The sequence below is a fragment of the Rhizobium mulingense genome (assembly GCF_029194105.1).
In the GTDB taxonomy this organism is placed as follows: Bacteria; Pseudomonadota; Alphaproteobacteria; order Rhizobiales; family Rhizobiaceae; genus Rhizobium; species Rhizobium mulingense.
On sequence record NZ_JARFVE010000010.1, the window covers coordinates 68,720 to 93,644 of the forward strand.

Consider the following 24,925-nt stretch of genomic DNA (forward strand, 5'->3'; position numbering starts at 1 on the left):
TAAAGGGGAAACTGAGGACGTGCATCGCGCGCGACCTCAGGTCCCCTCGTCTCCCACCCGCACCGGCATATTCAAGAGTTCGCGGATCTTATGGGCGAGCTGCTCCAGGCTGAAAGGCTTGGCGAGCAGCGAAACGCCGTGATCCAGCACGCCATTGTGGACGATCGCATTGCGAGTGTAACCCGTGGTGTAGAGGATCCGGATTCTCGGCCATTTTTCCTGAACGGCGTCGGCAAGCTGACGCCCGCTCATCTGCGGCATCACAATATCGGTGAAGATCAGGTCGATATCGGAATTCTCCTCGAGAAGGAGAAGTGCCTCTATGCCGCTTCCCGCTTGCAATACGGTGTAACCGAGCTCATGCAGGCTTTCGGCGGTCATGGTGCGGACGTGTTCATCGTCCTCCACCACCAAAATCGTATCGTTGACGCTGCCCTGGGGGATCGGCTGTGCGCCGGCGGCAGCGAGACGCGCATCTGCCTTGCCGACATGGCGTGGCAGATAGATCTTCACCGTCGTTCCGCGGTCGATCTCCGAATAGATCTTGATATGGCCGCCGCTCTGCTTGATATAGCCGTAGACCTGACTTAGGCCGAGGCCCGTCCCCTTGCCGGGTCCCTTGGTAGTGTAAAACGGATCGAAGGCGCGGTCGATCACATCAGGCGACATGCCGGTGCCGGTGTCGGTCATGCTGATCATCACATACTGGCCTGCTTCGACTTCCGAATGCATCCGCGCATAACGCTCATCCAGTTCGGTATTGGCAGTTTCGATTGTAAGATGACCGCCGCCAGGCATGGCGTCGCGTGCATTGACGGCCACATTCAGCATGGCGTTTTCAAGTTGGCTCAAATCGGCAAAGCTCGGCCAGAGGCCGCCGGCGAGCACCGTCTCAATCCGGATATGTTCGCCGAGCGTGCGTCGCAGTAACTCCGACATTCCGCCGACCAGCTTGTTGACGTCGATCACCTCCGGGGCGAGCGGCTGCTGGCGCGAGAAAGCGAGAAGACGCGCGGTCAGCAGCGCGGCCCGCTGAGCCCCGTCTCTGGCATTCTGAAGAGAGTTCAGCAGGCGCGGATCCTCATGTCCGGTCATGCGCCGCTGGGCAAGATCGAGATTACCGATGATGATTGCCAGCATGTTGTTGAAATCGTGGGCGACGCCGCCTGTGAGCTGACCGATCGTCTCCATCTTCTGCAACTGCCGGACCTGCGCCTGGGCGGCGGCATTCTCTTCCATCTCGTGCCTGAGTGCGGCAGTGCGCTCGGCCACCGTCTCCTCCAGGCGCGCATTGAAACCGTTGAGCTCGGCGCGGAGGCGGCTCTGCCTGCCATGGGCGATGATGATCATCTCCATCAGTCCGATGATGATCGCGGCATTGACCAGATAGGTCGAAAGCCCAACCCATTGGCCGGCGCTGACCGGCCAGAATGCGTCATGCGGCTCGACGAAAAACTGCTGAACGACGAAGACCGCGACCATGGCCGCGACAAAGCCCGGTCCTGCGCCGCCGATGAAACTGGCGAGCAAGATCGCCGGGAGGAAACTCAGGAAGGGAAAACCGGAGAGATAATCGCTGGCGGCGAGTCGCAGAAGAAACGTCAGACCAACGAAGGCAACCGCCAGCGGATAGGTATAGCCCGGCCTGTGACGCAGCCAATCCGTGGCACTCAGCAAATCCATTCCTTACCCCTTCTCACAGCGCGCGCGTCCTTTCAGACGCGCGCAAAGGACGCTGCAACGCGTTGAATTACTGCATAATTTTTTCCGTAAAGCGATTCCGATTTCGGGAATTATGCTGTAGCCGTCGCTGAAACTGCATCCCAGCTTTTGCACAACGAATTTCGCCGGGCAATATGCTGTTTCGAAAGCGCGGCGCGATCTTTCAGATTCGCTTGCCGGGCCTTAGGCTTTTATGTTTACACATATCGTGCCGTAGACCGCGGCGCGGCTTTTGCACAACAGGTCTTACCACCGCTGCGTGCGGCATCTTGACGAGCTGCACAAGCGGTCCACATAAACTTCGTGCCCAGCAAGGGGAATGGGTGGACGGGATCATGAAAGATATATTCATCGTCGAAGACGATGCGCTGATCGCTATGCTGCTTGAGGATATGCTGAGCGATCTCGGCTATCGGGTTTGCGCGACTGCGCCCGATCTGGAACGGGCGCTCGCAGCTGCCAAGGACACGGAATTCGACGCCGCCATCCTCGACGTCTCACTTGCCGGCCGAAGTTCGCTGCCGGTCGCAAAGCTGCTCGACGAGCGCGGCAAACCCTATCTCTATGCGACGGGTTATGGCAGTGCACCAGAAGGCAGCACCCCAAGCACGCTGCCGGTGCTGCGCAAACCTTTCCAGCTCAGCGAGCTCGAACAGGCGATGAAGCTGCTTGCTGAAGCCTGAGGAATGTTTCCTCAACGCACCTGATCGAGCAGACGCTTGCATTCGAGGAGGTCGTAAAGCGCCTCCTGCAGCAACGCCCTGTCTTCCTTGCCGATGCTCGACTTACCGATCGAGACTTCCGGCTGATCGTCGTCTCCGGCGACGAAGTTGAAGAACCGGCGGGTGATGGGCGGCTTTGCGCGGCCGACAATCTGGTCCTCCTCGGCCATGCCGACGCGCGGCTCGCCTGATCCCGTCTCCTGCACGCCCGAGGCAAGCGCCTCGACGCTGGCGAGATCGCCATGGCCGACCGATATGACGAACTTGTTACCGTTGGTCTTCAGAAGCTTCTGCACGCCTTTGATCGTATAGCCGTGATCATAGAGCAAATGCCGGATGCCCTTTAGAAGGTCGACATCCTCCGGCCGGTAGTAGCGACGGCCGCCGCCGCGTTTCATCGGCTTTATCTGAGGAAACCGCGTTTCCCAGAAGCGCAGCACATGCTGCGGCAGATCAAGATCGTCTGCAACTTCGCTGATGGTGCGAAAGGCATCGGGGCTCTTGTCCAACGTCATACTGCTACGCAACCTCGCAGGCTCGATCCAACGGCGACTCACCATATTTCAAAGGTTTGGCGCCGACAATTCAAGTCATGTGTCGACGTTGCGCACAGGCGATGGATGATGCGGGAGAAAAAAGCCGTTCCGAGCAGGCGGAAGACCGATATCAGAGAGCCGGATTCTGCGGCTTCAGCTTGACCTTGCGAGCGACATGCGCCTTGAGGATGCGCGTCTTCAGCACGTTCGATGCCTTGAAGGTCATGACCCGGCGGGGAGAGATCGGAACCTCCTCGCCGGTCTTCGGGTTGCGGCCGATCCGCTCGTTCTTGTCGCGAACCTGAAAGGTGGCGAAGGAAGAAAGCTTGACGGTCTCACCACGCACGATGGCGTTGCAGATTTCGTCGATGACGGTTTCGACAAGTTCGGCGGATTCTGTCCGGGAAAGGCCAACCTTTCGGAAAACGGATTCCGCCAGGTCTGCTCGCGTCACTGTTTTTCCGGTCATGGTCCCCGCCCATTACAAATAATTTTGTGAAAGCGATCGAAGAGTATTTGTCTTGCGCCTCACGGTCAAGCTCTTGTTCGCCGCCAGTTTTTTAGGATTTGCGCTTACCAGCGCAGCAGCACGGCGCCCCAGGTGAAGCCGCCGCCCATCGCTTCGAGCATCACCAGGTCACCTTTCTTAATGCGGCCGTCGCCGGCAGCGGTCGCAAGCGCGAGCGGGATCGAGGCGGCCGAGGTATTGCCGTGCAGATCGACCGTGACGACGACCTTTTCCGCATCGATGTTCAGCTTCTTCGCCGAACCGTCGATGATGCGTCGATTGGCCTGGTGCGGCACCAGCCAGTCAAGATCTTCGGCGGTGGTGCCGGTCGAATCGAACGCTGCCTGGATGACATCGGTGATCATGCCGACGGCGTATTTGAAGACCTCGCGGCCTTCCATGCGCAGCTTGCCGACGCTGCCCGTCGTCGACGGTCCGCCGTCGACATAAAGCTTGTCCTTGTGCGAACCGTCGGAGCGCAGATGCGCGGTCAGCACGCCGCGGTCGGCAGACGTCCCCTCGCCTTCGGCCGCCTCCAGCACGATCGCGCCGGCGCCGTCGCCGAAGAGGACGCAGGTTGTGCGGTCGTTCCAGTCGAGAATGCGCGAAAAAGTCTCCGCACCGATCACCAGAACGCGTTTTGCAAGGCCGCCGCGGATATAGGCGTCCGCAGTCGTCACCGCATAGACGAAACCGGTACAGACCGCCTGAACGTCGAAGGCGAAGCCGTGGCGCATGCCGAGACGGTTCTGGATGTTGACCGAGGTCGCCGGAAACGTGTTGTCGGGCGTCGAGGTGGCGCAGATGATGAGATCGATGTCGGCGGGCGTCAGGCCGCCGTTTTCGAGCGCCGCACGCGCGGCCGCCTCGCCGAGCGAGGCCGTCGTCTCGTCGTCACCGGCCACGTAACGCTGGCGGATGCCGGTGCGCTGGACGATCCATTCGTCCGACGTATCGACAATGGCTTCCATATCTCGATTGGTCATCACGCGCTTCGGAAGTGCGGCTCCGAATCCGCGAACCACTGAACGGATCATATTCGATTGAACCCCATCGCTCATGCCGCTTCCGGGCCCATCGGGGGCAGGCGCTTGGCATGATATTTCTTAAGATCGTTTTCTATTTTCTGATTGAGGCCGTTCTTGGCCATGTCGTAGCCGACCTCGATCGCGGCGGCGATGCCTTCGGCATTGGCGCCGCCATGGCTCTTGATGACGATGCCGTTCAGGCCGAGAAACACGCCGCCGTTGACTTTGCTCGGATCGAGTTTCTCGCGAAGCATGTCGAAGGCGCCTTTGGCGAAGAGGTAGCCGATGCGGGCGAGCAGCGTGCGCGACATGGCCGCACGCAGATATTCGGCGATCTGCTTGGCCGTGCCTTCGGCGGTCTTGAGCGCGATATTGCCGGAGAAGCCTTCGGTGACGACGACGTCGACCGTCCCCTTGCCGAGATCGTTACCCTCGACGAAGCCGGAATATTCGAGCGAATCGATATTGGCCTCGCGCAAAAGCCGACCGGCCTCCTTGACCTCTTCCTGGCCTTTCACCTCTTCGACGCCGACGTTCAGAAGGCCGATCGTCGGGCGTTCGATCTCGAAAAGCGCGCGCGCCATGGCGCCGCCCATCAGGGCGAAATCCATCAGCTGCTGCGAATCGGCGCCGATCGTCGCGCCGACATCGAGCACGATGCTCTCACCCTTCAGCGTCGGCCAGATCGCTGCGATCGCCGGGCGTTCGATATTGGCCATGGTGCGAAGACAGAACTTCGCCATCGCCATCAGTGCCCCGGTATTGCCGGCGGAGACCGCCACATCGGCATCTCCCGTCTTCACCGCCTCGATCGAACGCCACATGGTGGAGACATAGCGGCCGCGGCGCAGCGCCTGACTCGGCTTCTCTTCCATGCTGACCGCAAGCTCGCAATCGTGAAAGACGGATTTTTCCTTAAGTTTCGGAAATTTGGCGAGAACAGGATCGCACTGTTCCTTAAGACCGTAAAAAACGAAGGAAATATCCGGATGCCGATCCAGCGCCTTGGCAGCGCCGGGGATGACAACCTGGGGACCAAAGTCGCCACCCATGAGGTCGAGAGATATTCTGATCACGCGTCCCTGATCCTTCTTTCCGCCGAGGGGCGAAATTTCGGCCAAAATACCGGTTTTGGCGTCGCATACAACTGAATTGTGCCAAACGCCAGAGTGGCTTCAGTCCTTTTTCCAGTCCTTGAGAACCGCGAAAGCGGAGGGCTTTTTATCGTTCTCGCCGCTATCCTCGATATGACCTCCGAACTCGACGCCCTCTTTGCGCGGATAGGGATCGATCGCAAGAGCGGCGAATTCCGCGACCACCTCGCCGGCATCGATCGTATCGCCGACAAAGGTCTCGGGCAGATCAGGACCGTCCGGATCGAGCAGCATTTCGCCGGCGTCATTGCCGGGCTGGCGGGCAAGCTTGGAGCCCTCCGGCACGAAAATCTGCTCGAAGTTTTCGTCGACGGCGGCTTCGACCGGCTCCAGCGTCACGACGCAGGACTGGACGATCTTCGCCTGCACGCTGCCCTTGACGCGCACGCCGTCGCGCTTCCAGCGGGCAATCTGCAGATCGGCGCTCAGATCCTCGACGGAGACGACGTTCCAGGCCTCGGCGAGCGCCTTCAATTCGTTGGCGTCGGCCTCGATATGGACCTCGACGGGGTTGGCGGAGATATGGCCGACCTTCACGCGATAGGAGAAGGGAACATCGTCCCGATCGTTTTTCATCGTCTCCTCCTTTAGGCGGCCGGTGGGCAGGCGACCGGTGGCAGCGTTGCCGAGCCGCTGGCAATCATCTCTTCCGAAATGGCGGACAGATGGGCTTCTGCCGCCACCATCCAGCCGGCAAGACCGGACATGTCGGCCGGCGCCGGGCTTTCGGGGTAGATATTGCGCTGTAGCGCCAGCGCAAGCGCTTCGCCCTCGCCGGCATCCATCGCCTTTGAATAGGTTTCGAGCCGGCCGTAGAACATGCCGGCGAGCTTCTTCATCCGTTTCGGCACGCTGTTGTCACCGATGCCGAGTTCGCGGATAGAATAGTCGATGTCCTGGAAAAAGGCGTCAACGATCTCTTGGGCGATCTCCTGGCCGCTGACTGCAGAGGCGCGCGTACGGCGAAAAAACAGAATCATCACGATCGACAGCATTTCGAAACGGCCCATGACCGTATCCGGCACATTGAGCCGCTCATAGAGTTCGGGCATGCGCGCGGCGGCCGTCAGCGCCGCGTATTGCCTGTCGACGATCGCCTGATTGTTGTTTTTCTTGCGGAAGAGCCCGAAGATCATTGTTTTTTCCGGAAATGCCTCATTCTTCACGCCGGCCGGCCTCTGGCCTTGTTGCATGATTTCCAAAGCTGGTTTACCGAAGCAGGCGCGAATTGCAATGCCGATCGTGGCCAGTTTCGGGCCGACGCCTTCGAGGCGTTGGTGAAACAAATTCGGGACATTCGACCCGGAATGGCCACAATGGTTTTGCAGGAGGAAGCGTGCAAGGCCCAAACGGCTGATATCGACACTCAAGGGAGTAGATGTCGTTGAAGAAACGGTATTTCAAGTCTGACATGAAGTTCTTCAGCAGCGCGGCCATTGCCTTCATAATCGCCTCCACATCAGCTCTTTCGGGCTGCCAGACCAGCACCGTGCTCAACGGCGGCTATGTCGTCGATCAGCAGTCGCTCAATCTCGTTCCGGAAGGCTCCAGCCGCGAACAGGTGCTGCTGTCGCTCGGCACGCCGTCGACGACGGCGACCTTCGACGGCGAAGTCTTCTATTATATCTCGCAGCGGCGCACGCGCGCCGTCGCCTTCCAGAAGCTGAAGGTCGTCGACCAGACCGTTCTGGCCATCTATTTCGACAAGGACGGCGTCGTCAGCCGCCGCGCCAATTATACGCTTCAGGACGGCAAGGTGTTCGACACGATCGGACGTGTCACGCCGACCGGCGGCAAGGAACTCACCTTCCTGCAGCAGATGCTTTCCGGCGGCAGCGCCGCGAGCGCTGCCCGCAGCCTGTTCGGCGGCGGCGCCGGCGGCACACCGCAGAATCCGAGCAGCCTGCGCTGATCGGACATGCCTTCAACGAAAAACCCGCCGGAGCGATCCGGCGGTTTTTTTTAGTGGATGTCATCTCGGCCGGGGCACGCATCTCGGCCCTGTAAATTGTCGAGGCCTGCCCCTCATCCGCCTGCCGGCACCTTCTCCCCGTTTTGACGGGGAGAAGGGGATATGCCGCACCCTCTCGATCCCACGCAAACCTCTCGCATGGCACGTCCCCTCTCCCCGTTTTTACGGGGAGAGGGTTAGGGTGAGGGGCAGTGGTTTGGTCAACTATCTAGCCGGTTGCACACATCGCCGTTGCGGCATCAACCCGCGAGAACAGCGAGCAGCAGCAGCGCGACGATGTTGGTGATCTTGATCGCCGGGTTGACGGCGGGGCCGGCGGTGTCCTTGTAGGGATCACCGACGGTATCGCCGGTGACGGAGGCCTTGTGCGCCTCCGAGCCCTTCATGTGACGCACGCCGTCCTTATCGACGAAACCATCCTCGAAGCTCTTCTTGGCATTGTCCCAGGCGCCGCCGCCAGAGGTCATCGAGATGGCGACGAAGAGGCCGTTGATGATGACGCCGAGCAGCGATGCGCCAAGCGCGGCAAAGGCTGAGGCCTTGGAGCCGGAGATCAGAAGCACGCCGAAATAGACGACGATGGGCGCCAGCACCGGCAGCAGCGACGGCACTATCATCTCGCGGATCGCCGCCTTGGTCAGAAGGTCGACAGCCTTGCCGTAATCCGGCTTTTCCGTGCCCTGCATGATGCCCGGCTTCGCCTTGAACTGACGGCGCACCTCCTCGACGATCGAGCCGGCGGCGCGGCCGACGGCTGTCATGGCGATGCCGCCGAAGAGATAGGGGATCAGACCGCCGAACAGCAGGCCGGCGACCACATAGGGGTTCGACAGCTCGAAGGAGATCGTGCCGATATTGGCGAAGTATGGATATTGGTCGCCATGGGCGGCAAAATATTGCAGGTCGTTGGCGTAGGCGGCAAAGAGCACCAGGGCACCGAGACCCGCCGAGCCAATGGCGTAGCCCTTGGTGACGGCCTTGGTGGTGTTGCCGACAGCATCGAGCGCATCGGTCGACTTGCGCACCTCCGGCGGCAGGTGCGACATTTCGGCGATGCCGCCGGCATTGTCGGTGACCGGGCCGAAGGCATCGAGCGCAACGATCATGCCGGCAAGACCGAGCATGGCGGTGACCGCGATGCCGGTGCCGAAAAGGCCGCCGAGCTGATAGGTGGCGAGAATGCCGCCGACGATGACGATGGCCGGCAGGGCGGTCGATTCCAGAGAGACCGCCAGACCCTGGATGACGTTGGTGCCGTGACCGGTCACCGACGACTGGGCTATCGAAACGACCGGACGCTTGCCGGTGCCGGTATAATATTCAGTGATGACGACGATCAGCGCGGTGACGACGAGGCCCGCAAGGCCGCAGACGAAGAGGTTGGTGCCCGTCACGTCGGCGCCGGCAACGGTGCCGAGCGAGCCCCAGCCGACCGTCAGCGACGTGGCGGCGCCAAGACCGACGATCGACAGCAGCCCAGTGACGATGAGGCCCTTGTAGAGGGCGCCCATGATCGAGCCGTTCGAACCGAGCTTGACGAAGAAGGTGCCGATGATCGAGGTGATGATGCAGGCGCCGCAGATCGCCAGCGGATAGACCATCGCGGACTCGAGGATCGGCGCGCCGGCAAAAAAGATCGCGGCGAGAACCATGGTGGCAACGACGGAGACCGCATAGGTCTCGAAAAGGTCGGCGGCCATGCCGGCGCAGTCGCCGACATTGTCGCCGACGTTATCGGCAATCGTCGCCGGGTTGCGCGGATCGTCCTCAGGTATGCCGGCTTCCACCTTGCCGACGAGGTCGCCGCCGACATCGGCGCCCTTGGTGAAGATGCCGCCGCCGAGACGGGCGAAGATCGAGATCAGCGAAGCGCCGAAGCCGAGCGCCACCAGCGAATCGATGACTTCGCGCGAGCCGCTCTCATGGCCGAGACCGACGGTCAGAATAGTGTAGTAGATGGAGACGCCGAGCAGCGCGAGACCCGCCACCAGCATACCGGTGATCGCACCCGACTTGAAGGCGATGTCGAGGCCGGCGGAGAGGCTTGCGGACGCCGCTTGCGCGGTGCGCACATTGGCGCGAACGGAGACATGCATGCCGATGAAACCGGCAGCGCCGGACAAGACGGCGCCAATCAAGAAACCGATGGCGGCCGTGGCGGAAAGAAGCAGCCAGGCTGCGATGAAGACAACGACACCGACGAGGGCAATGGTGCGATACTGGCGCGTCAGATAGGCCTGGGCGCCTTCGCGGATATAGCCCGCGATCTCCTGCATCCGGCTATTGCCCTGATCGGCGGCAAGCACCGACCGGGTTGCCCAGGCGGCATAGACCACCGAGAGCAGACCGCATGCAATTACGCATAAAAGAATGGTCATTTCGCTCTTTCCTCCCATAGGCCGGAGTTCACTCCTCCTCCGGCAGATACGCCGCCGACTCGCCTTCCTCTCCACAGAAATGCCACAGCTAAGCGGTCCGGAGATTGCGTGGTCGATCACGTGGCGTCAAGACCGCAACGGGCGAAAACCACTACGGTACGAAGAAAGACGCAGGGAGATTATTCGGTCGGCTAAGGACTTACTTCTTCGCTTCGCCGCGAACCTGCTTGGCGATGCGGTCGAGCACGGCATTGACGAGCTTCGGCTCGTCGTCATCGAAAAACGCCTGCGCGATCTCGACATATTCGGTGACGATGACCGCCACCGGAACGTCCTTGCGGTCAAGGAGTTCGAAGACGCCGGCGCGGAGGATGGCGCGCACGGTGCTGTCAAGCCGCGACAGGGCCCAATCATCCTGCAGCGCTGCAGCGATGAGCGGATCGAGGCGGACCTGATCGCGCACGACACCGGAGACGATGGAGCGGAACCAGCCGGCATCGGCCTTCAGATAGGTCGCGCCGTCGAGTTCCTGCCCGAGGCGGTGCGCCTCGTATTCGGCGACGATTTCCAGAACGCCCGTGCCACCGACATCCATCTGATAGAGCGCCTGAACGGCAGCAAGACGGGCAGCGCCCCGCTGGTTCGCAATCTTGACCGGCCGTTCCGTCTTGTCGTCACTCATTCTCATGCACCCAGTTTCTGCTTCAGCTCGATCATCGTCAGAGCTGCGCGAGCGGCAAATCCGCCTTTGTCCTTGTCCGAGCGGCGCGCGCGCGCCCAGGCCTGTTCGTCATTTTCCACGGTCAGGATGCCGTTGCCGATGGCAAGGGACTCGCTGACCGCGAGATCCATCAATGCGCGCGAGGATTCGTTCGATACAATATCGAAGTGATAGGTCTCGCCGCGAATGACCATGCCGAGGGCGACATAGCCGTCATAATGTGTGCCGCCATTGTCGTCTCCATCGAGCGACATGGCAATCGCCGCCGGAATTTCCAGCGCGCCGGGAACCGTGACGACCTCAAAGGTGGCGCCGGCCTCTTGCAATGCGAAGGTCGCGCCTTCGAGCAGGGCATCGGCCATGTCGTCGTAGAAGCGGGCCTCAACGATCAAAATATGGGGAGCGGTCTCTCTCGGCATGGTTCACCTTCGGTTTATCGGGCGTTTTCCATTCGGCAGGCCGCGGTCAAAACATGCCTTCATCAGAATGGCAAGCACTTTCGCCCGATGCCGCAACGCCAAAGACGAAATATCGGCAAAGGGATAGCTGCACAGCTGAGCAGGCCTTTCGAACCAGTTTCCCAGGTCGCCTGGAAAACGGCAATTCGAAGGCAATTTTCATGAAGAATTTTTAATGGATTCTCAGTGGCTTAGTCCATTGAATCGCGAAGAGCACGACGCCAATTCCATGTCGTGACGAGACGATCCCCTGCAAAGACAGCCGACCGTCAAAGCAGATGAAAGGATACAATCATGAACCGCATTGTCACAATCACGCTCGCCGCCGCCCTCTCCTCGCTTGCATTTGCCGGCGTCAGTCGGGCCGAAAGCCTTGGGATGAACACCGCCCACGGCATCGAACAGACGCTCAGGACTTTCCAGGGCAATGACTTCAACGTCGAGCAGGTCCATAACTGGCGCAATCTCGACGACGAGACGACGGGTCCGCGCTCGGCGCCGGAACGCTCCAGCCAGGCCATTCGCGGCATCCAGGCCTCGATCGACGCCAACAGGTCGCTTGCCCATCGGCTCAACAATGAAGGCGTCGACGTCCGCAACATCGTCAATGCCGAACAGGCCGCTGACGGAAGCCTGACCTTCTACGTTCGCTGAGGTTCCAGCGCATTGCCAACGATAGAGCGTCCCGGCGCGTTCCGCCGGAAGCGCGGCGCTCGAAGCATGGGCGGCGGTCTCCTCTCCGCCCATGCCGGGGATATCCGGGATCAACGCAGACGGGCATTGAATTCTCCGCCAAAATGATAGCTTCTCTTTCTGCAACAGGAGGACATCATGGCGACGGAATCCAAAGTGGTGATCAATATCGCCGATCTCGCGCTCGACCACTGGAAACAGGGCGAGTTCTACGAAGGCGCCGACGCCTCGTTCGGCGCACGTCTTGGTCTGGCCGGCCTCGGCATCAGCTATAATGAAGTGCCGTCGGGCAAATCGAGCTGCCCCTTCCACAATCACCATGTCGAAGACGAACTCTTCTACGTGATCGCGGGCACCGGCGAATACCGCTTCGGCGACGAGCGCCATGCGATCAAAGCCGGCGACGTGCTCGGCGCGCCGGCCGGCGGGCCTGAAACGGCGCACCAGATCATCAATACCGGAACGGCGACCCTCGTCTATCTCGGCATCTCGACGATGGCGAAGACCGAGATCGTCGAATATCCCGATTCCGGAAAGTTTCTTGCCAAGACCAATAGAGATGGAGCAAGGCCCGGGCGATTCCGCCATATGGGACGCGCGGAAAATCCCCTCGATTACTGGGACGGCGAAGCCGGCGCCTGACCATACAGCTTCCAAGGGAACCGATGTGACCAACATTCCGACGCTCGAAACGCAGCGATTGATACTTCGCCCTCACCACCTCGACGATTTCGAGGCGCATGCGACGTTGTGGGCGAACGAGGATGTTGTCCGCCTCATCAGCGGCGCGCCGTCAACACGCGAGCAGAGCTGGGCTCGTATGCTGCGCATTGCCGGCATGTGGCATCATATGGGCTTCGGTTTTCTTGCGATCGAGGAAAAGGCCAGCCGTCGATTTGTCGGCGAAGCCGGATTTCTCGAAGCCCGCCGCGAAATGGAACCGTCAATCGAGGGAACGATGGAGGTCGGCTGGGCGCTGATGCCTGCGTCCCAGGGCCGCGGTTATGCTACCGAGGCGCTGACAGCCCTGATCGGCTGGGCGGAAGCGCGTTTTCCGGGAAAGGCAATGAGCTGCATCATCAGCCCCGAGAATGCGGCGTCACTCAGGGTCGCAGCCAAGCTCGGCTTCCGCGAGACGGCGCGGGCGCGGTATAATGGCGAAGTCATTCAGTTTTCGCGTTAGGGAATTTCGTCAAGCGGGTTGCCCAGCCCGTCGATATGGGTGGAGACCATTGCGGTCTTGTTGACACCTGCCGATATCACGGGTGGCGACGGCAGGCTTAAGGCGATCGGCCTCGGCGAAGACGTGTTCTGGGGACTGCTGTCCAGCAAATTCGAGGTAAAATCCGTAACAGACTTCCCATCGTTCGTCACCGAGGCGGAAAAGGCCAGGGCGGAAGGTGCGGATGCGTATCTCTACAATCCGCTGATCGGCCACGCCGCCATTTACAGCAACGTCTGGGAGCATTCGCTGCTTGGCGGCCATCCAGGCATGGAGCCGATCTTCTTGCATATCCAGCAGCTTGGCTACCCCATCGCGCCGCCGCAAGACAAAACCGCCTTCATGTTCTGCAACTATTTCTGCGGCAATAGAAAGTTCTGGTCTGGGTATTTCGCCTTCTGCGAACGCATTCTGGAATCGCTGGAAAATGAAGCGCGCCGCGGCACGCCGGCGCGCATTGCCTATGCCGGTTCAGCGCAATATTCACGCGACGCCAACGCGACGATGCGCCCCTTCGTGATCGAGCGCCTGCTCGGACTCTATGTCCAGCAGGCCACTGCCACAGGATTGAAGATCGCCGCCTTCGTGCCGGCGCCTGCCGATTTCGAGTCGGCAGCGGCGAAGCAAGCTGGGCGGACTTCGCCGAAGAGATATTCGCGGCGCTTCTTAAATCCGGCGGCAGTTGATGCCAGTCTGCGACAAGCCGATGATCTACTATCCGATGCGACGCTTATGCTCGCCGGCATCAGGGAGCTGCTGATCATCACCACGCCCCACGACGTCGAAGCCTTCAAGCGCCTTCTCGACCGCGGCTCGCAATGGGGAATTTCGCTGAGCTATGCCGTACAGTCTAGCCCGGACGGCCTCGCCCAGGCCTCCATCATTGGCGCCGACTTCGTGCATGGCGACAACTCGGCACTCGTTCTCGGCGACAACATCTTCTACCGGCACGGACTGCCGGAAATCATGAAATCCGGCACGAGTCGGCGGGAGGGCGCGACGGTGTTCGCCTATCACGTCACCGATCCGGAACGCTATGGCGTCGTCGGCTTTGACGAAAAGATGAATGCGCTGTCAATCGAGGAGAAGCCGAAGGAACCAAAATCGAACTGGGCGGTGACCGGCCTCTATTTCTACGACCAGCAGGTGGTCGATATCGCCGCCAACCTGAAGCCGTCCCCGCGCGGCGAATTGGAAATCACCGATGTCAACCGCACCCATCTCGAGCGCGGCCAGCTTTTCGTGGAGCTGATGGGCCGGGGCTATGCCTGGCTCGACACCGGCACGCCCTGCACGATGCCGCAGGTTTCGTCAGCACGCTGGAGAAACGCCAGGGCTTCAAGATCGCCTGCCCCGAGGAAGTCGCCTGGCGCATGGGTTACATCTCGCAGGACGACTTCGCCAGACTTGCGGAGAAGCACGGCAAGAGTGCCTACGGCCAGTATCTGACGAAGCTATCGCCGGTTTGGTGAGCTGTCTGGACGGCCAGACGCGCTGTCACTTTCAACCCGCGCATAATACGGGAAATCGACAGCAATTTCGTGTTATGCGCTGGGAAATTCCGCCAGCCGGGCGGCGTAGCGCGCCATAGTGTCGACTTCGAAATTGACGAAATCACCGGCCTGGCGCTCGCCCCAGGTGGTGACCTCAAGCGTGTGGCGGATGAGCAGGACGTCGAAATCCGTGCCGTCGACCGCGTTGACCGTCAGCGAGGTGCCATCGAGCGCGATCGACCCCTTTGGGGCGACGAATTTCGCCAGATGTTCGGGTGCGCGCAGGCGGTAACGCGTGGCGTCGCCCTCCGATGTCACCGAGAGGATTTCCGCCTTGCCATCGACATGGCCGGAAACGATATGGCCGCCGAGCTCGTCGCCGATCTTCAGCGACCGCTCAAGGTTGATGCGGCTGCCTTCCCGCCAGGTGCCGATCGTCGTCAGCCGCAGCGCCTCCTCCCAGGCCTCGACCTCAAACCAGCGGTCGTTGCTGCCTTCCTGCGGCAGGCCAGTCACCGTGAGGCAGATGCCGGAATGGGAGATGGAGGCGCCCATATCGATGGTGGCGGGATCGTAACTCGTCGCAACGCGGAGCTTGATGCCCTCCTTTAGCGATGAAACGGACTCGATCATGCCGATATCAGTGACAATTCCGGTGAACATCAACTCTCTCTTTCATATTCATCCAGGCGATCTGCGCCGAATATACGCGTGCCCATATGGGCGAAACCGGATGGTATGTCGGTTGCATCAAGCGGCGATTCAATACCGTCCGCGCCGATGATGACGGGCGCCCGGTAAAGCTGGATGCGGTCGACGAGACCGGCTTCCAGGAAAAGCCGCGCCGTCTTGGCGCCCCCCTCGACCAGAAGGGAAGAAATGCCGCGTGTCGCAAGCGCCGGCAGCAGGATTTCCGGATGATAGGGATTGCAGTAGACGATCTCGACGCCGGCGGCTTCCAGTGCGGCGCGGCGGGAGTCCATGTCGGCGGCGTTGGTGGGTGCGGTACCCCCCTCTGCCCTGCCGGGCATCTCCCCCACAAGGGGGGAGATCGGCTGGGGGCTGGCGCCCTGCCCTACATCTGCTGTTGATCGTGATGACGAGACATCTTGGGAATTCGGATCCCGCTCCTTGCTGATCTCCCCCGTTGTTGGGGAGATGTCCGCCAGGACAGAGGGGGGTAAACCCTCCGCATCCGCCGACAAGGGCCACACTTGCTCGCTCGCCACCAAGATCACCGGCACTTCCCGCGCCGTCGCAACCAACTTGCTCGTCAGCGGCAACGCCAAAGACGGATCGAGTACGATACGGATCGGCGACTGCGCCTCCATGCCGAGTGTGCGCACCGTCAGCAGCGGATCGTCCGATATCGCCGTGCCGATGCCGACCAGGATCGCGTCGGTTTCGGCGCGCAGCGCCTGCACCTCGGCGCGGGCCTCTGCGCCGGTGATCGCCACCTGTCCCTCCCCCGCACGGCCGATCATGCCATCGGCAGAAACGGCAAGCTTGAGAGTCACATAGGGCCGGGACTTCGTCTGGCGGGTGAGATAACCGGCCAGCGAACGCCGGCCCTCGGCTTCCAGCACACCTGCATCGACCTCGATGCCTGCGTCACGCAGCATGGAAATGCCGCGGCCGGAGACCCGCGGATCGGGATCGGTGACGCTGATGACGACGCGGGCGACGCCATAGGCGATCAGCGCCTCGGCACAGGGCGGCGTCTTGCCGTGATGCGAGCAGGGTTCGAGGGTGACATAGGCGGTGGCGCCGCGGGCAGCCTCGCCGGCTTCGGCAAGCGCCTGCGGCTCGGCATGCGGGCGGCCGCCAAGGGCGGTAACCGCCTGGCCGACGATGATGCCATTCTTGACGATCAGGCAGCCAACAGAAGGGTTGGTGGCGGTGCGGCCGAGATGCCGGCGCGACAGCCGGATCGCCGCCGCCATGAAACCTTCGTCATCCGGCGTGACGTTCATGGCTCATCTGTCCAGCGGGTCGCGGGCGATCTTGGCGTTGATTTCGGAAATGACCTTCTCGAAATCCTCGGCAAGCGAAAAATCCCGATAGACGGAGGCGTAGCGCACGAAGCCGACATCGTCGAGGCTCTTCATGGCTTCCAGCACCTGCAGGCCGATCTGCTCGGAGGAGATTTCGGTCTCGCCGGAACTTTCCAGCCGGCGGACGATGCCGGAGACGGCGCGCTCGATACGGTCACGCTCGACCGGGCGTTTGCGCAGCGCCACTTCGAAGGAGCGCACCAGCTTGTCGCGGTCGAAGGGCACCTTGCGGCCGGTCTTCTTGATGACCATCAGCTCGCGCAGCTGCACGCGCTCGAAGGTGGTGAAGCGGCCGCCGCAATCCGGACAAATACGCCGCCGGCGGATGGACGTATTGTCCTCCGCCGGGCGCGAATCCTTGACCTGAGTATCTTCCGAACCGCAATAGGGGCAGCGCATCGCTACTCCTTACCCCATGTAGTCATACATTGGGAAGCGGTCTGTGAGGTTGACCACCTTGCCGCGCACGGCGGCTTCGACGGCGGCATTGCCTTCGTCGGAATTGGCAACCTTCAGGCCGTCGAGAACCTCGACAATCAGGTTGCCGATTTCGCGGAATTCGGCTTCCTTGAAGCCGCGCGTCGTGCCGGCCGGTGCGCCCAAGCGCACGCCCGAGGTGACGAAGGGCTTTTCCGGGTCGAAGGGAATGCCGTTCTTGTTGCAGGTAACGTAGGCGCGGCCGAGCGCTGCCTCGGCGCGCTTGCCGGTGGCATTCTTCTTGCGCAGGTCGACGAGCATCAGGTGGTTGTCGGTACCGCCGGAGACGACATCGAGACCGCCTGAGATCAGCGTTTCGGCAAGCGCCCGGGCGTTTTTGACGACCTGGGCGGCGTATTCCTTGAACTCCGGCTGCAGCGCCTCGCCGAAGGCGACCGCCTTGGCGGCGATGATGTGCATCAGCGGGCCACCCTGCAGACCGGGGAAGACGGCCGAATTGAACTTCTTGGCGAGATCCTCTTCATTGGTGAGGATGACGCCGCCGCGCGGGCCGCGCAGCGACTTGTGCGTCGTCGTCGTCGCGACATGGCAGTGCGGGAACGGCGACGGATGCTGGCCGCCGGCGACAAGACCGGCGATGTGGGCCATATCGACCATCAGATAGGCGCCGACCGAGTCGGCGATCTCGCGGAAGCGCTTCCAGTCCCAGATGCGGGAATAGGCGGTGCCGCCGGCGATGATGAGCTTCGGCTTGTGCTGTTCGGCCTTGCGGGCGACGTCATCCATGTCGAGCAGGTTGTCGCCTTCGCGCACGCCGTAGGAGACGACGTTGAACCACTTGCCGGACATGTTGACCGGCGAACCATGCGTCAGGTGGCCGCCCGAATTGAGATCGAGGCCCATGAAGGTATCGCCGGGCTGCAGCAGCGCCAGGAACACGGCCTGGTTCATCTGCGAGCCGGAATTCGGCTGGACGTTGGCGAAATTGACGCCGAACAGCTTCTTGGCGCGCTCGATCGCCAGTTCCTCGGCAATATCGACGAACTGGCAGCCGCCGTAATACCGCTTGCCCGGATAACCCTCGGCATATTTGTTGGTCATGATGGAGCCCTGAGCTTCCAGCACGGCGCGGGAGACGATGTTCTCGGAAGCGATCAGTTCGATCTCGTGCCGTTGGCGACCGAGTTCCTTTCCGATCGCGCCGAAAATCTCGGGATCGATGTCCGCAAGCGAGCGATTGAAGAAGGATTCGGTGGAAGCATTGGTCATGGGCGGGCTCCTCAACTGGAATGCGCGAAGGTATTATCCTTCCCCTGTGGCAAGGGCAATACGAAGAACGACATTTGCTGAGCAAAGCGCGCGCTCCAGTCATTTTGCGACGCGCGGCGCCGATGAATCGCAGCTCCGGTATAATGCGCCCTCGCCGGAATAAAAAAACCGCGCCGGGAAGGCGCGGTTCGAGGGCGCGATGCAGAGGTCGCCGCTTATTGCACCGGCTGTTCCATGCCAGCCGTGGTATCGAGCGCCAATTCGGCATTGCCGTCCATCTGATAGATGTCGTCACGGAACTGGACGATGCCGTCGGGCATGCCCCAGGCAGAGATATAGACGAAATAGACCGGAACTTCCGCCGCGAGCTTGATCGGCGTGTTGACGCCGCTTGCGATCACCTGCTCCATCTGCTGGCGGCTCCAGCCGGGAGTTTCGCGCAGCAGCCAGTTCGTCAGGTCGCGCACGTTCTGGACACGAACGCAGCCCGAAGATTCGAAGCGCATCAGCTTGTTAAACAGGCCCTGCTGCGGCGTGTCGTGCATGTACTCGCCGTTCTTGTTGTAGAAGTTGATCTTGGTCGACGCCATGGCGTTGATCTTGCCCGGGTCCTGACGGAACATCAGGTTCGGCGCCTCGCCGTTCCAGTCGACGGTTTCCGGGGCGACTTCGTTGCCCTTGCCGTCGATCAGGCGGATGGCGTTCTTTTCGAGATAGGTCGGATCCTTGCGCATCAGCGGCATGATGTCCTTCTCGACGATCGAGCGCGGCGCGGTCCAATAGGGGTTAAGGATGACCTCGTAGATCTTCGAATTGACGAGATGCGTCGGGCGGCTCAAGCGGCCGACGACCGCAGTGTGACGGGTCGCGACGCTGCCGTCTTCAACAGCCTCGACATAGGCGGCCGGAATATTGACCATCACGTGGCGGCGGCCGAGATCTTCCGGGAAGGTCTGCAGGCGGACAAGATTGGTGTTCAGCTGCTGCAGACGGACGTCGGCTGGGATGTTCATCGCCTTCAGCGTGAATTCGCCGAGGACGCCATCGGACGGCAGGCCGTGACGCGCCTGGAAGCGCTTGACGGCGCCGTCGACATAGGAATCGAAGGCGCTCGACATGCCGGCTTCGCGCGGAAGGTCGCCGGTGATCGCCAGACGCTGGCGCAGCGCCTGAACGGCGGGATGGCTGACGCCCAGTTGCAGGCGCTGGTCGCCGGGATTGACTTCAGGCCAGCCGCCGGCAGCCGCGATCTGCTGGTACTGCATGATCGCCTGCTGGGCGCTCGCGACTGACTGGGGGCCAAGGATCGGGGTGTTGGAAACCACGGCGCTTGCCGTGCGCGAAGCCGCCTTGGCGTCGAACTGGTCGTCCCAGTTGCCGCGGCGCGGCGCGTTCAGGAGCCCATCGAGCGCCGATTGCGCCAATGCAGGCCCGGCAGCAAGCGCGCCGGCGCCAACCGTTGCTGCCGACGCCAGGAAAGCGCGGCGCGAAAGAGCTTCAATTCTGTTTTTCTTCGACATAGTCCCAACCACTGAATGCCGCGACAAGGAAAGCCGCGGCTCTTTGCGATATCACTGCGCCTTAACGCAGCTCTCTGTGCATTCGTTGTCCCGGCGCATCAAAAAATTCCGCTAGCCCCATCACAGAAGCGCGATGCAACAAGACTGAACATTCCGATCTGTTCAAGCGCCGGTTGTTAAACCTTCCGCTGCCACACCAATATGGCCAATTCGTGTTACCGGCTCGGAAGACAGACCGCCGCCTGCCGGAGACACGACGCAACGAACTACGACGGGCTAAACGGTGCCGGTTAATAACGGCTAAAAAACGGCTTGAATACAGGCGACAACGCTTGCTTGCCCTGCGTTGCAAAGATGCCACGCGGGCAAACGGCAAAACCGGACGCGCAGGGACACGTCCGGTTTTCTGCAACCCTGAAAGGAGGTCAGGGATTTTAGAGACGATACATGATCGAGTCGTTCCAGAAGCGGTCGAGGCGCTGGAGCAGCTTGTTCATCTGGGTGAACTCGTCAGTGCCGATGCCGCCGACTTTGTCGATCGAGGCGATGTGGCGTTCGTAGAGCTTGGCCACGGTTTCGGCGATGTCCTGGCCGGTTTCGGTCAGGCTGATGCGGACCGAGCGGCGGTCGATGCGCGAGCGCTGGTGGTTGATGAAACCGAGATCGACCAGCTTCTTGACGTTGTAGGAAACGTTGGAGCCGAGGTAGTAGCCGCGGGAGCGCAGCTCGCCGGCGGTCAGCTCGGAATTGCCGATGTTGAAAAGGAGCAGCGCCTGGATGGCGTTGACGTCGCTGCGGCCCTGCCGGTCGAACTCATCCTTGATGACGTCGAGAAGACGACGGTGAAGACGTTCAACAAGATGAAGGGATTCCATGTAAAGATCACGGATGCCCTGATCCTGCTGGTCACGGACGTTCGATACCGCCTGCGGCTTGATTTTCGTGTTCATATTGACTGCCTCACTGTTTGATTGGCGGTGTCGTTTTCTTCCCGCCTTGAGTGAGACCCTATCGAATACAAATAAAATTCGACTTAAACCGCAGGCTTAACGGAGCCTTACTGGAAACCCCACGTTGTCTCAGGGTAAATCAACGCTTACCTGGCGGCGCTGCCGGCGCTTTTCCAGCCACAGCAGCAGGCGGAAAATGCAGTAGACGGCGGCGACCATGAGATGCAGCAGGATGATCAGCTTGTTGGGGCCGAAAATATCCGGCAGCAGGCCATACATCAGGACCTGGCCGCCGGCGGCGAGCACCCAGATGACCGGCCCCCAGGAGACGGTGAGCCATAGGCCGAGGGACGCGACGGGGAAAAGCACGGCAAGGCTGGTGCTTGCCACCTTCCACGGCAGGCTCAACAGATCGAAGCGGCCGGCGCCGACCAGCGAATAGCCGACGAGCATCGCCCAGTATTGCAGGCCGAACCAGAAGCAGGATACGGCGACCAGCCTCAGGAAGAGAATGAAGAGGAGATCCGCCAGTGTGCGTTTCGGGATCGTCGGACTATCGGTTTCCATGGCGCAGACATCGGTTCCGGTTGTATCGTCATAAGGGTGTTTTCCGCCGCGGCCAATCGTCCGGTTTGGATTTTCCGGGCGCCATGATAATGAGCGCTCCGATAAATGGAATGGGCTGGGGATAGATATCATGCAGGACAGAACGCATCTCGTCGACGACATCACCGGCCATCGCCGCATGCGGCGCAACCGCAAGGCGGATTGGACGCGCCGGCTGGTGCAGGAGAACCGGCTGACGGTCGACGACCTGATCTGGCCGATCTTCATCGTGCCGGGTTCCGGCATCGTCGATCCGATCGCGGCCATGCCGGGCGTCAACCGCATGAGCATCGACAAAGCCGTCGAAGCCGCACGCGAAGCGGCCGGCCTCGGTATTCCGGCGCTCGCCACATTTCCGAACATCGAAATGGAACTGCGCGACGAGACCGGCTCGAACAGCCTGGAAGCCAATAACCTGATCAACCAGACGACGGCGGCGATCAAGAAGGCGGTCCCCAATATCGGCGTCATCACGGACGTGGCGCTTGATCCCTTCACCAGCCATGGCCATGACGGGATCCTGAGAGACGGCGAGATCGTCAATGACGAGACGGTCGACCAAGTGGCGCGCGCCGCGGTGATGCAGGCGGATGCCGGCGCCGACATCATCGCGCCGTCGGAGATGATGGATGGGCGGATCGGCGCGATCCGCATGGCGCTCGACGCGGCCGGCCACCAGAACGTCGGCATCATGAGCTATGCGACGAAATTCGCTTCCGCCTTCTATGGCCCCTATCGCGAGGCGATCTCGACCGGCGGACTGCTGAAGGGCGACAAGAAGACCTATTATATCGACCCCGCCAACGGCACCGAGGCGATCCGCGACGCGGCCCTCGACGTCGAGGAAGGCGCCGACATGCTGATGGTCAAGCCGGGCCTGCCCTATCTCGACATCTGCTGGCGGATGAAGGAGGCTTTCGGCCTGCCGACCTTCGCCTACCAGGTCTCCGGCGAATATACGCAGATCAAGGCGGCGGCGATGAATGGCTGGATCGACGGCGAGCGAGCGATGCTGGAAACGCTCTTGTCGTTCAAGCGGGCGGGATGTGACGGCATTCTCACCTATTTCGCGGTCGAGGTGGCGAAAATTCTCGGAAAACGGTGAGTGTAGGACGATTATTGTATTTCGCCCTACCGACACCATATCAGCGGCATCGCTTTTTCCCAGGAGATCGAGATGAGCTACAACCCCAATCCGCTTTTTGCCGCACCGGAGGACTGGCGCGCCTATAGCGGCGTGTTGAGCCGCCGTGTCCTTGCCTTCATCCTCGACTACCTCATCGTGGCGCTGCTGTGGATCCCCGCAGCGATCGTGCTGTTCTTCCTGTCGATTATCACGCTCGGGCTAGGCTTCCTTCTCTACCCTGCCCTCTTCGTCATCGTCGCCGGGATTTACTTCGGCCTGACCGTCGGCGGGCCGAGCCAGGCCTCGCTCGGCATGCGGGCAATGGGGATTGCGATCGTGCGCGTCGATGGGCGGCCGATGGACTTCCTGACGGCGATCGTGCATCTGGCGCTGTTCTGGATCCTCAACTCGGTGCTGACGCCGCTCATCCTGCTTGCCGGCCTGTTTATCGAACGCAGCCGCCTCATCCACGACCTCTTGGTCGGCACGGTGACGGTGCGCACCGCTTGAAACGCTGCGGAGACGAAATAAAGTCTCCGCCTTCCCTTTGCCGCCTGTTGCAGACGCTCCATATTTAACTTTAGAAGACTGAAATGAAGGACGGGAATCGTCCGGCTGTTGACGTTTTCTATTCTTAGGTCATGCTGTCAGAAAACGGCACTGTCTCGACAAGGAAACTTCCGCGACAAATGAATACGCAGACAACGCCATCCCCGCAGTTTTATCTGACGGCTCCGGCTGCGTGTCCGTATCTGCCGCATGAGATGGAGCGCAAGGTCTTCACCCATCTGGTCGGCCCGCGTGCGGCCGAGATGAACGACATCCTGACACAAGGCGGTTTCCGCCGCTCGCAGAACATCGCCTACCGTCCGGCCTGCGAATCCTGTCGCGCCTGTGTTTCCGTGCGGATTCTTGCCCAGGAATTCGAGCCGACGAAATCGATGAAGCGGGTGCTTGCCGCCAATTCCGATGTCATCGCCACCGAATTCACCGCCCAGCCTTCCAGCGAACAATATTCGCTCTTCCGACGCTATCTCGACTACCGCCACCAGCAAGGCGGCATGTCCGATATGACCGTGCTCGACTATGCGATCATGGTGGAAGACACGCATGTGAATACGCGAATCGTCGAATACCGCCGGCGCGAGGAAGGTTCCGGACTGGAAGAGCGGCCGAAGGGCGAGCTGCTTGCCGCTGCTCTGACCGATACGATGAGCGACGGGTTGTCGATGGTCTATTCCTATTTCAATCCGGGGCTCGAGCGGCGTTCGCTCGGCACCTTCATGATTCTCGACCATATCAGGCGCACCAGGGCGCTCGGCCTGCCGCATGTCTACCTCGGCTACTGGGTGCAAGGGTCGCGGAAAATGGACTACAAGACGCGCTTTCAACCGCAAGAACATCTTACCCCGCGCGGCTGGGAACGTTTCGATCCCTCCCTGCGCGAAAGCAACCAGGACTGAATGTCCCCCACCGCTCGTTCCGACCATCGGAAGGGTCTGCTGCTGACGGCGATTGGCGGGCTGGCGCTTTCCATGGATATCCCGCTCGTCCGTCTTGGCGATGGCGATATCTGGTCAATCCTGGGCGTGCGAAGCGCAGCCACGGTTCTCGCCACGTTCCTCATCCTTGGCGCAATGCGCCTTACCTCGGGCAGATGGCCGGTGCTCGTTCCGGGGCGGGCCGGCGTGCTCGCCGGTCTGCTCTATGGCCTCTCCTCCCTCACCTTCGTGCTCGCCGTCTTCAATACGGCCACAGCCAATGTCGTCTTCATCGTCGCCTTCAACCCGATGTTCGGGGCACTTCTTTCCTGGACTTTTCTCAAGGAGAAGCCACAGGCCGCAACGCTGGTCGCCATGCTGTTCATGGTCGTCGGCGTCGGACTGATCGTGAGTGATGGGCTTTCCAGCGGCCATTTCTTTGGCGACGCCATGGCCGTTATCAGCGCGCTTATACTTGCGGCGGCCATCACAATCGGGCGCGCCTCACGCCGGGACATGGGCTTCGTACCGCTGCTTGCCGCCATACTGCCGGCCGCGCTCGGGCTTGCGCAAGCTCTGCCCTTGGGGCTTTCCATCGCCCATCCCGGATGGATCCTCCTCAACGGCGCCATCGTAATGCCGGTCGCCTTTTGGTGCCTGGCGACCGGACCGCGGTACCTCTCTGCCCCAGAGGTCGGCATGTTCTACCTGCTCGAAACCGTACTCGCCCCGATCTGGGTCTGGCTGATCTTTGCGGAAACGCCGGCGACGATGACGCTCCTTGGCGGCGGCATTTTGGTGGCGGCGATCACCGGGCATTGCTTCTGGATGGTGCAGAGAAGGCGCGTCAGGCCATTGGCGGATTAGACGTTGC

Annotated in this window: 26 protein-coding genes and 2 pseudogenes; 11 read left to right on the plus strand and 17 right to left on the minus strand. The window is 61.2% G+C overall.

Features of this window, described 5'->3' with window-relative positions; translation table 11 throughout:
- Positions 1-36: 36 nt before the first annotated feature.
- Positions 37-1,683 carry an ATP-binding protein gene (locus PYR71_RS21535; protein WP_275620764.1) on the minus strand — a complete coding sequence of 549 codons (1,647 nt, stop codon included), beginning with the start codon at positions 1,681-1,683 and terminating at the stop codon, positions 37-39.
- Positions 1,684-2,057: 374 nt separating this feature from the next.
- Between PYR71_RS21535 and PYR71_RS21540 the strand changes: the two genes are divergently transcribed.
- Complete coding sequence (locus tag PYR71_RS21540; RefSeq protein WP_097581670.1) at positions 2,058-2,405, plus strand: response regulator; 348 nt, start codon at positions 2,058-2,060, stop codon at positions 2,403-2,405.
- Positions 2,406-2,416: 11 nt separating this feature from the next.
- Here PYR71_RS21540 and PYR71_RS21545 read toward each other — a convergent pair whose 3' ends face one another.
- The 6 genes from PYR71_RS21545 to PYR71_RS21570 all read right to left on the minus strand — a co-directional run bounded on the left by PYR71_RS21545 (position 2,417) and on the right by PYR71_RS21570 (position 6,863).
- Entirely contained in the window at positions 2,417-2,959 is a 543-nt protein-coding gene (locus tag PYR71_RS21545) for a MerR family transcriptional regulator (RefSeq protein WP_064682169.1), read from the minus strand.
- A 151-nt stretch (positions 2,960-3,110) separates the two neighbouring features.
- The gene (locus tag PYR71_RS21550; protein ID WP_064682168.1) at positions 3,111-3,449 is read right to left on the minus strand and encodes an integration host factor subunit alpha; all 339 of its coding nucleotides are present in this window, start codon (positions 3,447-3,449) and stop codon (positions 3,111-3,113) included.
- Between the two features lie 104 nt (positions 3,450-3,553).
- The gene (locus tag PYR71_RS21555; RefSeq protein WP_097581726.1) at positions 3,554-4,525 is read right to left on the minus strand and encodes a beta-ketoacyl-ACP synthase III; all 972 of its coding nucleotides are present in this window, start codon (positions 4,523-4,525) and stop codon (positions 3,554-3,556) included.
- Between the two features lie 20 nt (positions 4,526-4,545).
- The gene (gene plsX, locus PYR71_RS21560; RefSeq protein ID WP_275620765.1) at positions 4,546-5,592 is read right to left on the minus strand and encodes a phosphate acyltransferase PlsX; all 1,047 of its coding nucleotides are present in this window, start codon (positions 5,590-5,592) and stop codon (positions 4,546-4,548) included.
- Positions 5,593-5,691: 99 nt separating this feature from the next.
- Positions 5,692-6,246 (minus strand): YceD family protein, encoded by a 555-nt coding sequence (locus PYR71_RS21565; RefSeq protein WP_275620766.1) that lies wholly within the window; start codon positions 6,244-6,246, stop codon positions 5,692-5,694.
- 11 nt (positions 6,247-6,257) lie between these two features.
- Entirely contained in the window at positions 6,258-6,863 is a 606-nt protein-coding gene (locus tag PYR71_RS21570; protein ID WP_275620767.1) for a ubiquinol-cytochrome C chaperone family protein, read from the minus strand.
- A gap of 185 nt (positions 6,864-7,048) precedes the next feature.
- Here PYR71_RS21570 and PYR71_RS21575 point away from each other — a divergent pair, with 185 nt between their 5' ends.
- A complete protein-coding gene (locus PYR71_RS21575) occupies positions 7,049-7,582 on the plus strand; it encodes an outer membrane protein assembly factor BamE (protein ID WP_183914954.1) in 534 nt (177 codons plus the stop codon).
- A 299-nt stretch (positions 7,583-7,881) separates the two neighbouring features.
- On the opposite strand, the gene PYR71_RS21580 is transcribed toward PYR71_RS21575, so the two are convergent.
- The 3 genes from PYR71_RS21580 to ribH form a co-directional block, all read right to left on the minus strand.
- Complete coding sequence (locus PYR71_RS21580) at positions 7,882-10,020, minus strand: sodium-translocating pyrophosphatase (protein ID WP_183914956.1); 2,139 nt, start codon at positions 10,018-10,020, stop codon at positions 7,882-7,884.
- 199 nt (positions 10,021-10,219) lie between these two features.
- On the minus strand, positions 10,220-10,702 hold the full coding sequence (gene nusB / locus PYR71_RS21585; RefSeq protein ID WP_183914958.1) for a transcription antitermination factor NusB: 483 nt from the start codon (positions 10,700-10,702) through the stop codon (positions 10,220-10,222).
- A 2-nt stretch (positions 10,703-10,704) separates the two neighbouring features.
- A complete protein-coding gene (gene ribH / locus PYR71_RS21590) occupies positions 10,705-11,160 on the minus strand; it encodes a 6,7-dimethyl-8-ribityllumazine synthase (protein ID WP_004674116.1) in 456 nt (151 codons plus the stop codon).
- A 333-nt stretch (positions 11,161-11,493) separates the two neighbouring features.
- On the opposite strand from ribH, the gene PYR71_RS21595 reads away from it, so the two are divergent.
- From PYR71_RS21595 to rfbA, 5 genes and pseudogenes are all read left to right on the plus strand, one after another.
- Positions 11,494-11,853: a hypothetical protein gene (locus PYR71_RS21595; protein WP_275620768.1), complete on the plus strand. Its 360-nt coding sequence runs from the start codon at positions 11,494-11,496 to the stop codon at positions 11,851-11,853.
- Positions 11,854-12,030: 177 nt separating this feature from the next.
- Complete coding sequence (locus PYR71_RS21600; RefSeq protein ID WP_275620769.1) at positions 12,031-12,534, plus strand: cupin domain-containing protein; 504 nt, start codon at positions 12,031-12,033, stop codon at positions 12,532-12,534.
- Positions 12,535-12,559: 25 nt separating this feature from the next.
- A complete protein-coding gene (locus PYR71_RS21605) occupies positions 12,560-13,075 on the plus strand; it encodes a GNAT family N-acetyltransferase (RefSeq protein ID WP_183914961.1) in 516 nt (171 codons plus the stop codon).
- Positions 13,076-13,174: 99 nt separating this feature from the next.
- Positions 13,175-13,750, plus strand: a pseudogene (locus PYR71_RS21610) (glycosyltransferase family 1 protein); the annotation flags it as partial.
- 49 nt (positions 13,751-13,799) lie between these two features.
- Positions 13,800-14,586 (plus strand): annotated as a pseudogene (gene rfbA, locus PYR71_RS21615) (glucose-1-phosphate thymidylyltransferase RfbA).
- Between the two features lie 72 nt (positions 14,587-14,658).
- Here the strand turns inward: rfbA and PYR71_RS21620 are convergent.
- The 7 genes from PYR71_RS21620 to PYR71_RS21650 all read right to left on the minus strand — a co-directional run bounded on the left by PYR71_RS21620 (position 14,659) and on the right by PYR71_RS21650 (position 21,405).
- Positions 14,659-15,270, minus strand: a complete 612-nt coding sequence (locus tag PYR71_RS21620; protein ID WP_183914962.1) for a riboflavin synthase — start codon at positions 15,268-15,270, stop codon at positions 14,659-14,661.
- Entirely contained in the window at positions 15,270-16,580 is a 1,311-nt protein-coding gene (ribD, locus tag PYR71_RS21625; RefSeq protein WP_275620770.1) for a bifunctional diaminohydroxyphosphoribosylaminopyrimidine deaminase/5-amino-6-(5-phosphoribosylamino)uracil reductase RibD, read from the minus strand. Before ribD ends, PYR71_RS21620 begins: the two co-directional genes overlap by 1 nt.
- Before the next feature lie 3 nt (positions 16,581-16,583).
- Positions 16,584-17,060 (minus strand): transcriptional regulator NrdR, encoded by a 477-nt coding sequence (gene nrdR / locus PYR71_RS21630; RefSeq protein ID WP_003547190.1) that lies wholly within the window; start codon positions 17,058-17,060, stop codon positions 16,584-16,586.
- Between the two features lie 9 nt (positions 17,061-17,069).
- Positions 17,070-18,368 (minus strand): serine hydroxymethyltransferase, encoded by a 1,299-nt coding sequence (gene glyA / locus PYR71_RS21635; RefSeq protein ID WP_183914964.1) that lies wholly within the window; start codon positions 18,366-18,368, stop codon positions 17,070-17,072.
- A 215-nt stretch (positions 18,369-18,583) separates the two neighbouring features.
- A complete protein-coding gene (locus tag PYR71_RS21640; protein ID WP_275620771.1) occupies positions 18,584-19,888 on the minus strand; it encodes a L,D-transpeptidase family protein in 1,305 nt (434 codons plus the stop codon).
- Between the two features lie 434 nt (positions 19,889-20,322).
- A complete protein-coding gene (gene ldtR / locus PYR71_RS21645) occupies positions 20,323-20,838 on the minus strand; it encodes a transcriptional regulator LdtR (protein WP_275620772.1) in 516 nt (171 codons plus the stop codon).
- 129 nt (positions 20,839-20,967) lie between these two features.
- Positions 20,968-21,405, minus strand: coding sequence for a DUF6163 family protein (locus PYR71_RS21650; protein ID WP_183914966.1), 438 nt, complete (start codon positions 21,403-21,405; stop codon positions 20,968-20,970).
- A gap of 130 nt (positions 21,406-21,535) precedes the next feature.
- Between PYR71_RS21650 and hemB the strand changes: the two genes are divergently transcribed.
- From hemB to PYR71_RS21670, 4 genes are all read left to right on the plus strand, one after another.
- A complete protein-coding gene (hemB, locus tag PYR71_RS21655; protein WP_183914968.1) occupies positions 21,536-22,549 on the plus strand; it encodes a porphobilinogen synthase in 1,014 nt (337 codons plus the stop codon).
- A gap of 72 nt (positions 22,550-22,621) precedes the next feature.
- Positions 22,622-23,080 (plus strand): RDD family protein, encoded by a 459-nt coding sequence (locus tag PYR71_RS21660; protein ID WP_009994177.1) that lies wholly within the window; start codon positions 22,622-22,624, stop codon positions 23,078-23,080.
- 179 nt (positions 23,081-23,259) lie between these two features.
- The gene (locus PYR71_RS21665; protein ID WP_275620773.1) at positions 23,260-24,033 is read left to right on the plus strand and encodes an arginyltransferase; all 774 of its coding nucleotides are present in this window, start codon (positions 23,260-23,262) and stop codon (positions 24,031-24,033) included.
- On the plus strand, positions 24,034-24,918 hold the full coding sequence (locus tag PYR71_RS21670) for a DMT family transporter (RefSeq protein WP_275620774.1): 885 nt from the start codon (positions 24,034-24,036) through the stop codon (positions 24,916-24,918).
- Positions 24,919-24,925: the final 7 nt, after the last annotated feature.

Excerpts from the sequence above, each read along its gene's own strand:
- PYR71_RS21535 (WP_275620764.1), bottom strand. The coding sequence starts at position 1,683 with ATGGATTTGCTGAGTGCCACGGATTGGCTGCGTCACAGGCCGGGCTAT.
- PYR71_RS21540 (WP_097581670.1), top strand. The coding sequence starts at position 2,058 with ATGAAAGATATATTCATCGTCGAAGACGATGCGCTGATCGCTATGCTG.
- PYR71_RS21545 (WP_064682169.1), bottom strand. The coding sequence starts at position 2,959 with ATGACGTTGGACAAGAGCCCCGATGCCTTTCGCACCATCAGCGAAGTT.
- PYR71_RS21550 (WP_064682168.1), bottom strand. The coding sequence starts at position 3,449 with ATGACCGGAAAAACAGTGACGCGAGCAGACCTGGCGGAATCCGTTTTC.
- PYR71_RS21555 (WP_097581726.1), bottom strand. The coding sequence starts at position 4,525 with ATGATCCGTTCAGTGGTTCGCGGATTCGGAGCCGCACTTCCGAAGCGC.
- PYR71_RS21565 (WP_275620766.1), bottom strand. The coding sequence starts at position 6,246 with ATGAAAAACGATCGGGACGATGTTCCCTTCTCCTATCGCGTGAAGGTC.
- PYR71_RS21570 (WP_275620767.1), bottom strand. The coding sequence starts at position 6,863 with ATGCAACAAGGCCAGAGGCCGGCCGGCGTGAAGAATGAGGCATTTCCG.
- PYR71_RS21575 (WP_183914954.1), top strand. The coding sequence starts at position 7,049 with ATGTCGTTGAAGAAACGGTATTTCAAGTCTGACATGAAGTTCTTCAGC.
- PYR71_RS21580 (WP_183914956.1), bottom strand. The coding sequence starts at position 10,020 with ATGACCATTCTTTTATGCGTAATTGCATGCGGTCTGCTCTCGGTGGTC.
- nusB (WP_183914958.1), bottom strand. The coding sequence starts at position 10,702 with ATGAGTGACGACAAGACGGAACGGCCGGTCAAGATTGCGAACCAGCGG.
- ribH (WP_004674116.1), bottom strand. The coding sequence starts at position 11,160 with ATGCCGAGAGAGACCGCTCCCCATATTTTGATCGTTGAGGCCCGCTTC.
- PYR71_RS21595 (WP_275620768.1), top strand. The coding sequence starts at position 11,494 with ATGAACCGCATTGTCACAATCACGCTCGCCGCCGCCCTCTCCTCGCTT.
- PYR71_RS21600 (WP_275620769.1), top strand. The coding sequence starts at position 12,031 with ATGGCGACGGAATCCAAAGTGGTGATCAATATCGCCGATCTCGCGCTC.
- PYR71_RS21620 (WP_183914962.1), bottom strand. The coding sequence starts at position 15,270 with ATGTTCACCGGAATTGTCACTGATATCGGCATGATCGAGTCCGTTTCA.
- ribD (WP_275620770.1), bottom strand. The coding sequence starts at position 16,580 with ATGAACGTCACGCCGGATGACGAAGGTTTCATGGCGGCGGCGATCCGG.
- nrdR (WP_003547190.1), bottom strand. The coding sequence starts at position 17,060 with ATGCGCTGCCCCTATTGCGGTTCGGAAGATACTCAGGTCAAGGATTCG.
- glyA (WP_183914964.1), bottom strand. The coding sequence starts at position 18,368 with ATGACCAATGCTTCCACCGAATCCTTCTTCAATCGCTCGCTTGCGGAC.
- PYR71_RS21640 (WP_275620771.1), bottom strand. The coding sequence starts at position 19,888 with ATGTCGAAGAAAAACAGAATTGAAGCTCTTTCGCGCCGCGCTTTCCTG.
- ldtR (WP_275620772.1), bottom strand. The coding sequence starts at position 20,838 with ATGAACACGAAAATCAAGCCGCAGGCGGTATCGAACGTCCGTGACCAG.
- PYR71_RS21650 (WP_183914966.1), bottom strand. The coding sequence starts at position 21,405 with ATGGAAACCGATAGTCCGACGATCCCGAAACGCACACTGGCGGATCTC.
- hemB (WP_183914968.1), top strand. The coding sequence starts at position 21,536 with ATGCAGGACAGAACGCATCTCGTCGACGACATCACCGGCCATCGCCGC.
- PYR71_RS21660 (WP_009994177.1), top strand. The coding sequence starts at position 22,622 with ATGAGCTACAACCCCAATCCGCTTTTTGCCGCACCGGAGGACTGGCGC.
- PYR71_RS21665 (WP_275620773.1), top strand. The coding sequence starts at position 23,260 with ATGAATACGCAGACAACGCCATCCCCGCAGTTTTATCTGACGGCTCCG.
- PYR71_RS21670 (WP_275620774.1), top strand. The coding sequence starts at position 24,034 with ATGTCCCCCACCGCTCGTTCCGACCATCGGAAGGGTCTGCTGCTGACG.